Below are 13,214 nucleotides of genomic sequence, written 5' to 3'. Positions count from 1 at the left end.
CAACGCGACATTTTCTCTGATTCCCTTCACAATGCCGCAGCCTACGGAACTTGCCGAGATTGACGCGACTCATTAGAGAATGGTCTTTCAAACGATCAAGACCTGCCCCTCCATTTTTCGGGAATTTTCATTATGTCCGCTACCGCCTCCACCCTCCTTGTAGTCGAAGACGACGCCATCGTGCGCATGCTGATCGTCGATGTACTCGAAGAATTGGAGTTCACGGTAGTAGAAGCGGCGGACGGGGAAGCAGCCCTGGTGATCGTGGAAAACACCGATCAGGTGATCGACCTGATGATGACCGATGTCGGCCTGCCTGATATGAATGGAAAAGACTTGGCGAAGAAGGTGCGTGAGCTGCGCCCTGCTCTGCCAATCCTGTTTGCCAGCGGCTATGCCGACAGTATCGATGTGCCGCCCGGCATGCAGGTGATCGGCAAGCCATTCTCTATCGATCAACTGCGCGACAAGGTCAAATCGATGCTGGCTGATCGTCTGAACTGACGTTGACGCTGCCCATTCGCGGCAGCACGCTCCTCATTTTTGTAGCCCTGGCGAACATCATCGGCCCATCGCGGCGATTGCGAGGGCCGCTCTGCGCCTCAACACCTGCCCTGACCCGCATGACGGCTATAGTCTCAGTTCACCTTGTTTGCAGGGATTAACGTGACGTTCGGCCAATAAAGCTGGACACTCAGCACTTTGATCCCACGCCCTTTATAAAGCACTCTGGAAGGACGCAACAACATGATTGGAAAACCGACGCGCCTGCTGTTGGCGAGCCTCTCGATTCTCATGAGTACCGGCGCCTGGGCCGATTTTACGGCAACCCCTGCCGAAGCCCGGGCCATTGCCAAGGAAGCCTACTTATATGGCTACCCGGTAGTGGCAATGTACAAGAGGCTTTACACCCAGGCCGTTGATAAAGGCGGTGCCAAATTCAAGGCGCCGTTCAACCATATCGCTAATACCGCCCAGGTCTTCACGCCCAAGGACACGGCGTTCGCCACCCCGAACGCAGACACGCCCTACTCGTTCGTGTGGATGGACCTGCGCAAAGAACCTCTGGTACTGACCCTGCCGAAGATCGAAGACAACCGTTACTACTCGGTGCAGTTGATCGACCTTTATACGCAGAACATGGCGTACCTGGGCACCCGCAGCACCGGCAACAATGGCGGCCACTACATGATTGCCGGCCCGGACTGGAAGGGTCAGCAGCCGGTTGACATCGACCGAGTGGTCTACAGCGAAAGCAACATCGCCTACGCCTTGTATCGCACGCAATTGTTGGACGACAAGGACCTGAACAAGGTCAAGCAGATTCAGAACGGCTACAAAGTGCAGTCGCTGAGCAGCTATGTAAAACAGCCTGCACCCGCTACGGTGCCGAAGATCGAATGGCCCAAGCCTACGGCGACCATGACCGAAGGCCCGCAGCTGTTTCGCTACCTGAACTTCATGCTGGCGTTTGCCGCGCCCCAGGACAGCGAAAAAGACCTGTTGGCACGCTTTGCCAAGATCGGTATCGCCCCTGGCGCGCCGTTCAAGGTCAAGGCATTGACCGTCGAACAGCGCAAGGCGCTGGAAGATGGCATTGCCGATGGCCGGGCTGAGTTTGCGGCATTCAAAAAGGACAAGATCGACACTCATCAAGTGTCCAGCAGTGACCTGTACGGCAGCCGCGATCGCCTGAAAAACAATTACCTGTACCGCTACGCCGGGGCCGATCTGGGGATTTTCGGCAACTCCCCTGACGAAGCCATTTACCTGAACTACGCCGTTGACAGCGAAGGCAAGCCGGCCAACGGCGCACGCCACAGCTACACCGTGCACTTTGACAAGGATCAATTGCCGCCGGCCGATGCGTTCTGGTCGCTGACCATGTACGACGCAAAGACCAAGCTGCTGGCGCCCAACCTCAAGAAACGCTACCAGATCAATTCGCGGATGCTGCCCGACCTCAAGCTGGACGCCGACGGCGGCCTGACCCTGGCATTACAGCACCACGAGCCGCCCAAAGCCGAACAGAACAACTGGTTGCCGGCCCCGCCTGGTCCGTTTTATGCCGTACTGCGGATTTACCTGCCCAAGCCTGACGCGACTCAATGGCAGTTACCACCGCTGACACCGCTCAAGTAACACCCGGTGCCCGGCCGAAACCTCGATTCGGCCGGGTACGTCCCATCCTCGATGATAAGTGCGCCGTCCTGCCCCGCTATAACAACTCTGGCGCAGGGAATGCGTCGAACCCTCAGCGGTTTTTCAGCTTCACATAAGACTGATACACGTCCGACGCCCAGCCATCGATAACGCCTTTAACGTCATCCGCCTTCATCACTTGAGCGTCGTTGGACAAGGGCTTGCCGGTGCCTTTGCGAACCACCTGTGCGAGCACCTTGCCAGTCGCGCCATCCAGAAACTGCGCCTCAGTGCCCAGTGTCGTCTCCTGATCACGAATACCGGCTCCGGTACTCACCGCCGCCACCACCAAGGCCACGGGAATGTACTCGTAAGGCTTGAGGCTTTCGGTCTTGCTGCTCACGGCGGTAATGGCTGCGCGCAGCACGATCACGCCCGGGCCGGGGGCATTGGCCACCTGCATTGACTTGCTCAGCTCGCGCTTGAGCGCTGCGGTGTAGTAACTGTTGATACCGTTCAGGGTGCTGGCCGGAATTTTGGCGGTGGCCTGGGGTTTGGGATAGAACTGGGTGGGTTCGATGTACACCGCGGTGTAGCGCTTGAGGTCCAGGTTGGGATCGACCCAGCGCATCACCTCGGCGCCCGATGGCGACTTGGCCTCTTTAAGTTGGCTGTAGTCCGAGAGAAAACCGGAATACTCGTCCGGCTGGGGGGCCTTTGAGGCACACCCGGACACTGCGATAGTAGCGACGCACAGCGCACTGACCATTAGCCTTAGTTTCATCATTGAACTCCCTGGCGACCATCATTTAAACAACGAGCCCTATGTATAGCCAATGCTGAAGGAGTTTGCTCAGCCGCGTTCGCGCGGGATCAGGCTTTGTAACTGCGCGGCCAGGAAGTTGGCGTCGAAGGCGAAGGTGTCCGGGTCTTTCAGACCATTGGTTTTCTTCCACAGCCAGTCCTGTTTATCCGGCGGTAGCACCAGCGAGATACTGCCGTGCCGAGCAGCGGTCAGGCCTATCACCGAGACGGAAATCAAGCCGCCTGCGCCCATGACTTCCGGCACGAACTCAACGGCTTTGCCGGTGATCTGCACGGTAAGTTTCTCGGTCTTGAAGGTCGAACTCTCAACCGGCAGGCTCGGGCTGCTGGCGACATACGCTTCACGATGGACGTCCAGCAGGCCGACGGTCTTGACCGGTTCCAGCCACTGTTCAATCTGCCCGAACAACTCACCGAGCTTTTGCGCCCAGCGCGCCGACTGCACGTCGAATTGCTGTTTCTTGTGCGCTTCGCTATCGGCGTAATGACGAAGCATCTCGCCCAGTTGCTGTACATCGTCCATTGCAGATTTCCTTGGGTGAGCCAGGTTGCGAAGTAGGATCATGGCAGAAGTGGCGGCTCGCCGTATGGCTTAAAACTGCTCCGGTCATTTAGCGGGTAACTGCATATGACTAATCCGCAGGCGGTGAGTAAGGTAACGCGACATTCCTTGTCAGGAGCTTCGCATGCGTACCATTGGCCTAATCGGCGGCATGAGCTGGGAGTCCAGCGCCGAGTATTACCGCATCATCAACCAACGCGTGCGCGACCAACTTGGCCCACTGCGCTCTGCGCAATTGTTGATGTACAGCGTGGATTTCGGCCCGGTGGAACAGGCTCAGCATGCCGGCCGCTGGGATGACACCGCGCTGATTCTGGAAGATGCCGCGCGCCGCCTGCAAGCCGGCGGTGCCGAGTGTGTGGTGCTGTGTACCAACACCATGCATTTGGTGGCGTCGCGCATTGAAGCGGCGGTGTCGATTCCGTTTCTGCATATTGCCGATGCCGCCGGGGCAGCGGCCGTTGAGCGCGGCACGCTGACGGTCGGCCTGCTGGGCACCGCGTTCACCATGGAACAGGATTTTCTCAAAGCGCGCCTGGCCGCCCAGGGCTTGACCGTGCTGGTGCCCGACGCGGACGAGCGCCAGGCCGTGCACCGGATCATCTATGAGGAGTTGTGTGTCGGGGTGATCAACCAGGCTTCGCGCCAGGTCTATCAGCGCGTAATCGCCACCCTGGCCGCACGGGGTGCCCAGGCAATCATCCTCGGGTGCACGGAAATCGGCCTGCTGATCAAGCCTGAACACAGCGACCTGCCGCTGCTGGACACCACCGAGCTGCATGCGCAGGCCGCGGTGGCGTTTGCGCTGGAGGATTAAGCCGATTTGCGCAGGCGCGCCATGCTCAGGGTGTCGACAAAGACACCGTCACGCAGGGCGTAATCGCGCAACCGACCTTCAACTTCGAAGCCGAACTTGCGGTACAGGTTATGCGCCGCCTCGTTGTCGGCGTACACCGTGAGTTCCACGCGGTGCAGGTTCATCCAGTTGTCGGCCACATCCAGCGCGGCCGTCAACAACCTGGAACCCACACCCTTGCCCTGCCAGGCCGTCGCCACGCCCATGCCGAACGAACCGACGTGGCTCTGGCGTACGCGCAGGTACTGTTCCAAGCCGAGCTGACCAATCACCTCGCCGCCATGCATCGCCACCAGCTGTAGCCGGCGCTCGTTATCCATCACCAACCGCTTGCGCCAGGCCTCGATCGACTGAAAAGGCATTTGCAGCACCTGACGACACACAGCCGGTTCGTTATAGAGCGCAGTCACACCTTCAAGGTGGGCTTCGGTAAAGCGCTGGATCACGATGTGGGGTTCAGGCGTGTGCATTGTGTTTCATCCTTTGAAAGACAAGTGGCAGGCCAGTGTAGGGGCAAACCAGCTTCTCTGACGAGCCCGGAATCCTCCCGCAAATCAACCGGCTGTATCCTGCATCTGTACGATAGCGATCGCACCCGGCAGCGCGGATACTTGGCGCAGGCCCTGCCACGTCAATCCAACGTTTCGGCCTTTAACCCTGTGACGAAAACAACAAAAAAAGTCCCACAGAGGAACGCCCATGAATCGTCTTGATCCCTCGGGCCTGTTACAGGCCTTCAGCACCATGACCCTGGATTTGCAGCGACTTGCCCAGCACCAGGACATCGAACATTTTCAGCAGCATGCACTGACGCGTATCAGCCAGTTACTGGCGTTTGACAGCGCCTGGTGGGGGCGCGCGGCGCTGATAGGAGGCTTGCCGGAAGAGCACAGCAGCTATCTGTACCAGTTGCCGCCGGGTTATTTGGACGACTGGCAATCGATCCGCCATATGGATGTGACGATCAAGCAGGTACATGCGGCGCCAGGCCAGGCCGTCATCATCGACATGCGCAACTGCGCCAGCGGCGCCGGCTTGAATTGGCTCGGCGAACGGCACGGGATCGGCGAGTTGTTGTGCGTCATCCATGTCGACCCGCTCACTTGTCTGAGCGATCACCTGACCTTGTACCGCAAGCCTGCGGCTGCGAAATTCAACGAGCAGGACTGCCTGCTGCTCAACAACCTGATGCTGCACTTGGTAGCGGCGGTTTCGGCGAACCAGATCCGCACCCTGGTGGCCATGCGCGAAACGCTCACAAGCCCACGCAATCTCGCGCTGGCGGTGTGCGGCCCGCGCGGCGTCCTGCAGTGCGCCGAGCGCGGCTTTACCGATTTACTGCTCAGTGAATGGCCGCAATGGAGCGGCCCTACCCTGCCGGTGGCCCTGGATGAGCGCGGCTACGAGGGCAAGCAGATCCACATTGAGGTTTCGGCGGTGGGCGATCAGTTTCTGCTGGCGGCGCGCATCAACCGCGCCCTGCCCCAGCTCAGCCCAAGGGAAAACGACGTCGCCCAAGGCTTTGGCGAGGGCAAGACCTATAAGGAAGTCGCCCGCGACCTCGGCCTGTCGCCCAATACCGTACGCCATCATATTCGCGCTATCTACACCAAGCTCGGCGTCAAGGACAAGGCGCGTATAGCGCACTTGGTGCACGCCCCACCCGACTGATCTACACCGGTTTATCGCAGCGTTTTGCACTGTCGTTTTGACGGTCACGGGTTTCTTTTGCCCATTTTTTTACCGCTGCTGCACTCGCCCTGACGCTCCATTCAAGAGACGCCTCGCCATGACCCCAACAACCGTGCGTAACCTGACGGTGCTGCTCGGCGGCACACTGCTGTGCCTCGATAGCCAGGCTGCCGACCTCAATGCCCGCGACTTTTTCAGCGCACCGCCAGGCACCAGCCTGGGCGTGCTGTACTTGCCTGCGACGCGTGCCGGAAATTTCCACGGGCCTGCCGATACCACCGGCAAGGCCGACCTCAGGGTGAACGCTCTGGCATACCGCCAAGTGTATTTCACCGACGCCTGCGGCACGCTGTGCACGCCGCAAGTCATCGTGCCCTTCGCCGACATCAATGCGCGCTTGCCAGGCGCCAGCCAACGCACCGGCGAAAGTGGGCTGGGCGATCCGCAAGTGGGCGGCACCGTGTTTTTCATCAACGACCCGGCCTCTCGTACCTACAGCGGCCTCTTGAGCCTGATCACCGTGCCGGTGGGCGAATACCACAGCAACAACCCGGACGTGTCTGCGGGCGCCAATCGCTGGGGCGCAACCTTTGTCTACAACTACACGCGAGGCATCGGCGAAAAATGGGTGCTGGAAGCCAATCTGGAAGCCCAGCTCTACGCCCCCAATGACGACTATTTCGGCAGCCAGCTCAAGCAAGCCCCGCTGTATCGCCTGCAAGCATTTGCCTCCTACGACTTCAGCCCCGCCACTTACGGTGCGTTGCGCCTGATCCAGGCCGACGGTGGGGCGCTGCGCCTCAACAACCGTCAACTCGACGACACCCACAAACGCTACACCCAGGTCGGGTTCGAGGTCGGGCACTGGCTCGACAAGCAGAACCAACTGATGTTCGGCCTTTCGCAAAATGTCGCCGCGTCCAACGGTTACGCCGGAACCGATGCGCTGTTGCGCCTGGTCCACGTGTTCTGACGCGCTTTCCCGAGCCCCTTTTCCCGGAGCAAGAAGATGCACACTCAAACCCATGCCGCACAACATGAGGCCTCAGCCTCATCGTCCTCCTGGGCACTGCTGGCAGCCATCGTGCTGTTCGCCGCAATCACCCCGACCATCCTGATGACCGCCCCCGCCGTGGCTTCACAGTTGGCGAGTCAATGGCAACTGAGCCCTGCGCAAATCGGTGATCTGTTTTCCGTCGAACTGGGCGCCATGAGCCTGGCGACGCTGCCCGCGCTCTGGTGGCTCAAACGGGTCGACTGGCGGGTGGCAGCCTTATGCGCCGCACTCCTGTTCATCGCGGCCAATCTGCTGTCGATGCTCGCCGACACCTACGCCAGCTTGCTTGCCTTGCGCTTCGCCAGTGCGTTGGCCGGAGGTTCATTGATGATTATCTGCCTGGCCAGTGCCGCCCATACGGCCAACCCCAGCCGGGTCTACGGGTTATGGGTGATGGGGCAACTGGTGGTCGGCGCCTTGGGCCTTGCGGTACTTCCGGGCTTATTCGAACGCTACGGCTTGAATGCCTGCTACCTCATCCTGGCGGTCCTGATGACCGTACTGTTGCCACTGGCCCGTGGTTTTCCCGCCAGCCCGGCGAACAAGGCGAACGACAGCCCTTCGCTGCACCGCTCACCCTGGAAGGCCGCGCTGGGGGTCGCAGCGGTCCTGGCCTTTTACATCAGCCTCGGCGGCGTCTGGACCTTCATCGGTGCCCTGGGTGCGCGTGCCGGAATCTCGCCACAGCACAGCGGTGAAGTGTTGGCCGTCGCGACGCTGATGGGCATTGCCGGGGCGGCGTGCGCTGCGCTGATCGGTGCGCGCCTGCCGCGTGGGGTGCTGTTGCTCGCGGGCTATGCACTGATGGCGACCGCCGTGCTGCTACTGCTCGGCCAACCCGCGCTGCTGCGTTTTGCGCTGGCGGCGCTGCTGTTCAAGTTCACCTGGACCTTCATCCTGCCGCTGATCCTCGCCTGCCTGGCCGACCTGGACCACAGCGGCAAGTTGATGAACGCCTCCAACCTGGTGATCGGCGGCGGCCTGGCCATCGGCCCTGCCGTCGCCGGCCGGCTGATCGAGACCAGTGGCGGGTTTACCGCGCTGCTGGTCGGCGCTGCCGTTATCACCTTGCTGTCCCTGGCGATGACCTTCGCCAGCCGCCCATCACAACCCCGTTGAACTGGAGCCTGTATGAACCGAACCACCGCGTTTTTCTTTGATGAAATGACCCTGTGGCACAGCGCCAGTGCCCACGCGCTAACCTTGCCCGTGGGCGGATGGGTGCAGCCGCCGGCCGGCAGCGGGCATGCCGAGTCGCCGGACACCAAGCGACGCTTTAAAAGCCTGCTGGACGTGTCCGGCTTGAGTCGCCACTTGCACCTGCACAGCGCCCCTCCCGCCAGTGAAGAGGATCTGCTGCGGGTGCATGGCAGCCACTACCTGCAACGTTTCAAGGCCCTGAGCGATGCCGGCGGTGGTGAACTCGGCCCCCAGGCCCCGATAGGTCCGGGCAGCTACGAAATTGCCAAGTTATCCGCCGGCTTGACCATCGCCGCGGTGGACACGGTCCTAAACGGCCAGGCACACAATGCCTATTCGCTGTCGCGGCCACCGGGGCACCATTGCTTGGCCGACAGCGCGATGGGCTTCTGTTTCCTCGCCAACATTGCGCTTGCCATCGAAGTGGCCAAGGCGCGCAACGGGCTGGGCAAGGTCGCCGTGATCGACTGGGACGTCCATCATGGCAATGGCACCCAATCGATTTTCGAGGACCGGGGCGATGTGTTGACGATTTCACTGCATCAGGACGGTTGTTATCCGCCGGGTTACAGCGGCGAGCAGGATCGCGGCCGTGGCGCCGGCCTGGGGGCGAATATCAATATTCCATTGCCGCCGGGCAGTGGGCACGACGCGTACCTGCATGCCATGGCGCGCATCGTGGTGCCGGCGCTGGAACGGTTTCAACCGGAGCTGATCATCGTTGCTTGCGGCTATGACGCCAACGCCGTCGACCCGTTGGCGCGCATGCTGCTGCACAGTGACTCTTTCCGGCTGATGACCCGCGCGCTACGCCTGGCGGCAGAGCGCCTGTGCCAGGGCCGCCTGGTGCTGGTGCATGAGGGCGGCTACAGCGAAGCCTATGTGCCGTTTTGCGGGTTGGCCACCCTGGAGGAGTTAAGCGGTGTGCGCACAGCGGTGCAAGACCCGATGCTGGAATTTGTCCAGTTGCAGCAACCCAACGCGACGTTGCTGACATTCCAGAAGCAATGGATCGAGCAGTTGGCGCGCGGGCTTATCGATTAAACCCTGGGCGCCGCCAGCCGCCATAAGCGCGCGATGTCCGAGGCCCGCTCGCGTAATAAACGCGGCGCTTCGCTGCAAGCCTGTTCCAGGCTCATCGGGCCCGAAGGCAAGGCGAATGCGGCGTCCACACCGTGGGCGTACATTTGCTCGTAGCCATCGCCCAGTGTGCCGGCGATCACGATCACCGGCACGTTGTGCTGGCGGGCAATGCGTGCCACGCCGAACGGGGTTTTGCCACGCAGCGTCTGGGCGTCGAAGCGGCCTTCGCCGGTAATCACCAGATCGGCGCCCCGTACGGCTTCGTCCAGCCCCACCAATTCGGCGACGACCTCGACGCCGGCGCGAAATTGCGCGCCCAGGAAGGCCTTGGCGGCAAACCCCAAGCCACCTGCTGCACCACTGCCGGGCTCATCACGCACGTCTTTGGGCAGAACCTTGGCGCAGTGATCGGCAAAATGGCCGAGGGCGGCGTCCAGTTGTTCGACCTGCTGCGCATTCGCACCTTTTTGCGGGCCGAAGATGGCAGAAGCGCCGTGTGCGCCGCACAGCGGGTTGTTCACGTCGGCGGCAATCTCAAAGCGTACGTGGGCCAGCCGTGGGTCCTGTTGTTCAAGATTGATGCGCGCCAGGCCTGCCAAGGCCAGGCCACCGGGCGCAAGTATCTGGTCCTGGGCATCGAACAGTTGCACGCCGAGCGCCTGCATCGCGCCTGCACCACCGTCGTTGGTGGCGCTGCCGCCAATCGCCAGGATGACGCGCCGGGCGCCAGCATCCAATGCGGCGCGTATCAGTTCGCCGGTGCCGTACGTGGTGCTGGTGCAGGCATCGCGCTGACCCGGCGGCACACGTTGCAAGCCGCTGGCTTCGGCCATCTCGATAATCGCGGTGCAGCTGTCGGCCAGCCAGCCCCAGCGCGCTTCAACCGTCCCGCCCAACGGACCTCGCACAGTGTGGCTGCGCAGTTCGCCATTGCAGGCGGCGAGTACCGAATCCACGGTGCCTTCACCGCCATCGGCCATCGGGCACTGGATCAAGCGTGCATCCGGCCACACCTGGGCCAACCCTTCGGCAATCGCCTGGGCGACACCTTCGGCACTCAGACTGTCCTTGAATGAGTCGGGGGCGATGATGATTTTCATGGGGTTTCTCCGTTTTTTATAACGCCCATGCTGCCAGTTGGCTGCGGCAATGACGCCGGTCAGATGCACAAGTGTGAGTGAGGTTTGTTGTTCATTTCGACAAAGCCTGGGGCAACAACTGTACGCCCAGGTAAAGGGCAAGCATGCCGTCGAGGGTCAGTGGGTCGACACCACTCAACTCGGCTATGCGCTCCATCCGATAACGCAGGCTGTTGCGGTGAATACCCAACGCATCGGCACATGCCTGGCTCTGGCCGTCGTGTTCGCACCAACTGCGCAACGTCGCCAGCAACTGACCGTTGGTGTCCTTGGCCAGCACTTTGCGCAACGGGTTGAGCAATTCGTCGAGGGCGTCTTCATTGCGGTGTCGCCAGAGCATCACGGGCAAACGATAACGGTTGAGCGTCAACAGCCGTGATTGCGGGAGAATATCGCGACCATAGGCGAGCAAGTCCCCCACGCGACGGTAACACCGGCGCAGCCCCGCCAAGCCATCGGCCTGACCGCCCACGGCCACTCGCAGGATATTCCAGCCCATGCCTTCAAGCTTCTCCAGCAAGCGCAGGTTATCCACGTGCACCGCTGCCGGTCGGCACCACAGCAGGGAAAATTGCGCGGAGCTGACGCACCAACTGTCCGGGTAGCGGCTGGTGAGCCAGGCGCTCAACGCGTCCGCCGATTGGCCCACGCCCAGCTCGAACAGGTACGGCGTGCGCGTCATTTGCGGTTTGAGCCCCAATTGTTGCGCCTCATCGACCAGACGTGGCGAGTCGCCGGCGTCGGCCAAAAGCAACGCCAGCAGATCATCACAGCGCTGGCGCCGCCATTGCTGTTCGGCTTGTTGATGGCGATGGCTGACCAGCATTTCAGCCGTCATGCGCACCAACTCAGCGTAAGTGCGCAACAACTCGGGTTCACCGGTAATGCCGAGCACGCCGATCAGCCGCTGGTCGTGCATCAGCGGCAGGTTGATGCCGGGTTGCACGCCCTTCAGGTGTTTGGCGGTCTGACCGTCGATTTCCACCACCCGACCGTTGGCCAGCACCAACTGCGCGCCTTCATGACGCGTGTTGATGCGCTCCGGCTCACCGCTGCCGAGGATCAAGCCCTGGCTGTCCATGACGTTGACGTTGTAGGGCAGGATGGCCATGGTGCGATTGACGATATCCTGCGCCAGGTCATGATCCAGCTCGAACATGGGGCTAAGTTCCTTGAAAGGCAGGGTTGTTCATAGGCACAGCGCAAAGCACGCTTCACTGTGCGCTAGCACAAAGACAGCACCCCGGCCGGTGGCCGAGACTCTTTGGGCGATCAACGTTACCCTCGCATCGCGAAAAATCATAATAAAGAGAGACTGCCATGTCACAGAGCGCCGCTGCCACACTGGCCACCGATGACGATAAAAACGCCATCTACAAGCGCATTACCCTGCGCCTGATCCCCTTCATTTTCATCTGCTACTTGTTCAACTACCTTGACCGGGTGAACGTTGGCTTTGCCAAGTTGCAGATGCTCGACGCCTTGAAATTCAGTGAGACGGTGTACGGCCTCGGTGCCGGGATCTTCTTTATCGGCTACGTGCTGTGCGGCGTGCCGAGTAACCTGGCGCTGACCAAGTTCGGCCCGCGCCGCTGGATCGCGTTGATGATGATCGTGTGGGGCACCTTGTCCACCTGCCTGCTGTTCGTCACGACGCCGACGCATTTCTATGGGCTGCGCCTGTTGACCGGCGCCGCTGAAGCCGGCTTTTTCCCTGGCGTGGTGCTGTACCTCTCGCAGTGGTTCCCAACCTTTCGCCGCGGGCGGATCATGGCATTGTTCATGTCGGCGATTCCGGTCTCCGGCTTGCTCGGCAGCCCGTTCTCCGGCTGGATCCTCAACCACTTCGCTGCAGGCCAGGGTGGCCTGGCGGGCTGGCAGTGGATGTTCCTGCTGCAAGGCATCCCGACCGTAATACTTGGCGCACTCGCTTACTTCCTGCTCAGCGACAGCTTTGCCAATGCCCAGTGGCTCACGCCCCACGAGCGTGCAGTGCTGGAAGCCGATCAGGCGATGGACTTGGCCAACAAGCCGAAGACCACCACCGATTCGCTCGGCGCAGTGTTCAAGAACCCGGCCATCTGGGCGTTCGGCCTGATCTACTTCTGCATCCAGAGCGGTGTGTATGCGATCAACTTCTGGCTGCCGTCGATCATCAAGAACCTGGGTTTCAGCGATAACCTGGTGATTGGCTGGCTGAGTGCGATTCCGTATCTGCTGGCCGCCGTGTTCATGCTGCTGGTGGGCCGCTCCGCCGACTTGCGCAAGGAGCGTCGCTGGCATTTGGTGGTGCCGATGTTGATGGGCGCCATCGGCCTGCTGATCGCGGTGAATTTCGCCACTACCCCGGCGATTGCGATTCTCGGCCTGACCATCGCCACCATGGGCGCCCTCACCGGCCTGCCGATGTTCTGGCCGGTGCCAACCGCCCTGCTCAGCGCGGGCGCGGCGGCAGGCGGTTTGGCGCTGATCAATTCCATGGGCCAGATGGCCGGCTTCCTCAGCCCCTACATCGTGGGGTTTGTGAAGGATGCCACCGGGTCCACGGACATGGCGTTGTACCTGCTGGCGGCGGTGATTGTCGCGGGCAGTGTGCTGGCATTGCGCATGACCCGAACATTGAAGGTTTGATCCACCCCGCTGCCCGGCTTGCGTCGG

12 protein-coding genes and 1 pseudogene are annotated in these 13,214 nt (G+C 61.2%); 8 read left to right on the top strand and 5 right to left on the bottom strand.

What is annotated here, in order from left to right; genetic code table 11:
• The first annotated feature begins 132 nt into the window (after positions 1–132).
• Positions 133–504 (top strand): response regulator, encoded by a 372-nt coding sequence (locus ACI77D_RS25925; protein WP_407017751.1) that lies wholly within the window; start codon positions 133–135, stop codon positions 502–504.
• Between the two features lie 243 nt (positions 505–747).
• Entirely contained in the window at positions 748–2,142 is a 1,395-nt protein-coding gene (locus ACI77D_RS25920; protein ID WP_262664760.1) for a DUF1254 domain-containing protein, read from the top strand.
• Positions 2,143–2,254: 112 nt separating this feature from the next.
• Here the strand turns inward: ACI77D_RS25920 and ACI77D_RS25915 are convergent, their stop codons facing one another.
• Complete coding sequence (locus ACI77D_RS25915; RefSeq protein ID WP_128589230.1) at positions 2,255–2,926, bottom strand: DUF3313 domain-containing protein; 672 nt, start codon at positions 2,924–2,926, stop codon at positions 2,255–2,257.
• A 69-nt stretch (positions 2,927–2,995) separates the two neighbouring features.
• The gene (locus tag ACI77D_RS25910; RefSeq protein WP_128589232.1) at positions 2,996–3,490 is read right to left on the bottom strand and encodes a hypothetical protein; all 495 of its coding nucleotides are present in this window, start codon (positions 3,488–3,490) and stop codon (positions 2,996–2,998) included.
• Positions 3,491–3,653: 163 nt separating this feature from the next.
• On the opposite strand from ACI77D_RS25910, the gene ACI77D_RS25905 reads away from it, so the two are divergent.
• The gene (locus ACI77D_RS25905; RefSeq protein ID WP_407017750.1) at positions 3,654–4,346 is read left to right on the top strand and encodes an aspartate/glutamate racemase family protein; all 693 of its coding nucleotides are present in this window, start codon (positions 3,654–3,656) and stop codon (positions 4,344–4,346) included.
• Here the strand turns inward: ACI77D_RS25905 and ACI77D_RS25900 are convergent.
• Positions 4,343–4,855 carry a GNAT family N-acetyltransferase gene (locus tag ACI77D_RS25900; RefSeq protein WP_407017749.1) on the bottom strand — a complete coding sequence of 171 codons (513 nt, stop codon included), beginning with the start codon at positions 4,853–4,855 and terminating at the stop codon, positions 4,343–4,345. The two genes, ACI77D_RS25905 and ACI77D_RS25900, sit on opposite strands and share 4 nt — an antisense overlap.
• Before the next feature lie 229 nt (positions 4,856–5,084).
• Between ACI77D_RS25900 and ACI77D_RS25895 the strand changes: the two genes are divergently transcribed.
• The 4 genes and pseudogenes from ACI77D_RS25895 (at position 5,085) to ACI77D_RS25880 (ending at position 9,378) form a co-directional block, all read left to right on the top strand.
• A complete protein-coding gene (locus ACI77D_RS25895) occupies positions 5,085–6,056 on the top strand; it encodes a LuxR C-terminal-related transcriptional regulator (protein WP_407017748.1) in 972 nt (323 codons plus the stop codon).
• Positions 6,057–6,174: 118 nt separating this feature from the next.
• Positions 6,175–7,050, top strand: coding sequence for a transporter (locus tag ACI77D_RS25890; protein ID WP_407017747.1), 876 nt, complete (start codon positions 6,175–6,177; stop codon positions 7,048–7,050).
• Positions 7,051–7,086: 36 nt separating this feature from the next.
• A pseudogene (locus ACI77D_RS25885) lies at positions 7,087–8,269 on the top strand (MFS transporter).
• On the top strand, positions 8,266–9,378 hold the full coding sequence (locus tag ACI77D_RS25880; protein WP_407017746.1) for a class II histone deacetylase: 1,113 nt from the start codon (positions 8,266–8,268) through the stop codon (positions 9,376–9,378). The pseudogene ACI77D_RS25885 and the gene ACI77D_RS25880 overlap by 4 nt, the downstream one beginning before the upstream one ends.
• Here the strand turns inward: ACI77D_RS25880 and ACI77D_RS25875 are convergent.
• Complete coding sequence (locus ACI77D_RS25875) at positions 9,375–10,517, bottom strand: glycerate kinase (protein ID WP_407017745.1); 1,143 nt, start codon at positions 10,515–10,517, stop codon at positions 9,375–9,377. The two genes, ACI77D_RS25880 and ACI77D_RS25875, sit on opposite strands and share 4 nt — an antisense overlap.
• 91 nt (positions 10,518–10,608) lie before the next feature.
• Positions 10,609–11,715 carry a sugar diacid recognition domain-containing protein gene (locus ACI77D_RS25870; RefSeq protein ID WP_407017744.1) on the bottom strand — a complete coding sequence of 369 codons (1,107 nt, stop codon included), beginning with the start codon at positions 11,713–11,715 and terminating at the stop codon, positions 10,609–10,611.
• Positions 11,716–11,876: 161 nt separating this feature from the next.
• On the opposite strand from ACI77D_RS25870, the gene ACI77D_RS25865 reads away from it, so the two are divergent.
• Positions 11,877–13,187, top strand: coding sequence for an MFS transporter (locus tag ACI77D_RS25865; RefSeq protein WP_407017743.1), 1,311 nt, complete (start codon positions 11,877–11,879; stop codon positions 13,185–13,187).
• The last annotated feature ends 27 nt before the right edge of the window (positions 13,188–13,214 follow it).

The organism is Pseudomonas sp. O39 (genome assembly GCF_045447295.1).
GTDB classification, from domain to species: domain Bacteria; phylum Pseudomonadota; class Gammaproteobacteria; order Pseudomonadales; family Pseudomonadaceae; genus Aquipseudomonas; species Aquipseudomonas antarctica_A.
Note: the sequence above shows the minus strand (reverse complement) of the source record. Positions and strands in the feature narration are given on the sequence as shown.

Excerpts from the sequence above, each read along its gene's own strand:
- ACI77D_RS25910 (WP_128589232.1), bottom strand. The coding sequence starts at position 3,490 with ATGGACGATGTACAGCAACTGGGCGAGATGCTTCGTCATTACGCCGAT.
- ACI77D_RS25920 (WP_262664760.1), top strand. The coding sequence starts at position 748 with ATGATTGGAAAACCGACGCGCCTGCTGTTGGCGAGCCTCTCGATTCTC.
- ACI77D_RS25900 (WP_407017749.1), bottom strand. The coding sequence starts at position 4,855 with ATGCACACGCCTGAACCCCACATCGTGATCCAGCGCTTTACCGAAGCC.
- ACI77D_RS25915 (WP_128589230.1), bottom strand. The coding sequence starts at position 2,926 with ATGAAACTAAGGCTAATGGTCAGTGCGCTGTGCGTCGCTACTATCGCA.
- ACI77D_RS25905 (WP_407017750.1), top strand. The coding sequence starts at position 3,654 with ATGCGTACCATTGGCCTAATCGGCGGCATGAGCTGGGAGTCCAGCGCC.
- ACI77D_RS25895 (WP_407017748.1), top strand. The coding sequence starts at position 5,085 with ATGAATCGTCTTGATCCCTCGGGCCTGTTACAGGCCTTCAGCACCATG.
- ACI77D_RS25880 (WP_407017746.1), top strand. The coding sequence starts at position 8,266 with ATGAACCGAACCACCGCGTTTTTCTTTGATGAAATGACCCTGTGGCAC.
- ACI77D_RS25865 (WP_407017743.1), top strand. The coding sequence starts at position 11,877 with ATGTCACAGAGCGCCGCTGCCACACTGGCCACCGATGACGATAAAAAC.
- ACI77D_RS25875 (WP_407017745.1), bottom strand. The coding sequence starts at position 10,517 with ATGAAAATCATCATCGCCCCCGACTCATTCAAGGACAGTCTGAGTGCC.
- ACI77D_RS25925 (WP_407017751.1), top strand. The coding sequence starts at position 133 with ATGTCCGCTACCGCCTCCACCCTCCTTGTAGTCGAAGACGACGCCATC.
- ACI77D_RS25870 (WP_407017744.1), bottom strand. The coding sequence starts at position 11,715 with ATGTTCGAGCTGGATCATGACCTGGCGCAGGATATCGTCAATCGCACC.
- ACI77D_RS25890 (WP_407017747.1), top strand. The coding sequence starts at position 6,175 with ATGACCCCAACAACCGTGCGTAACCTGACGGTGCTGCTCGGCGGCACA.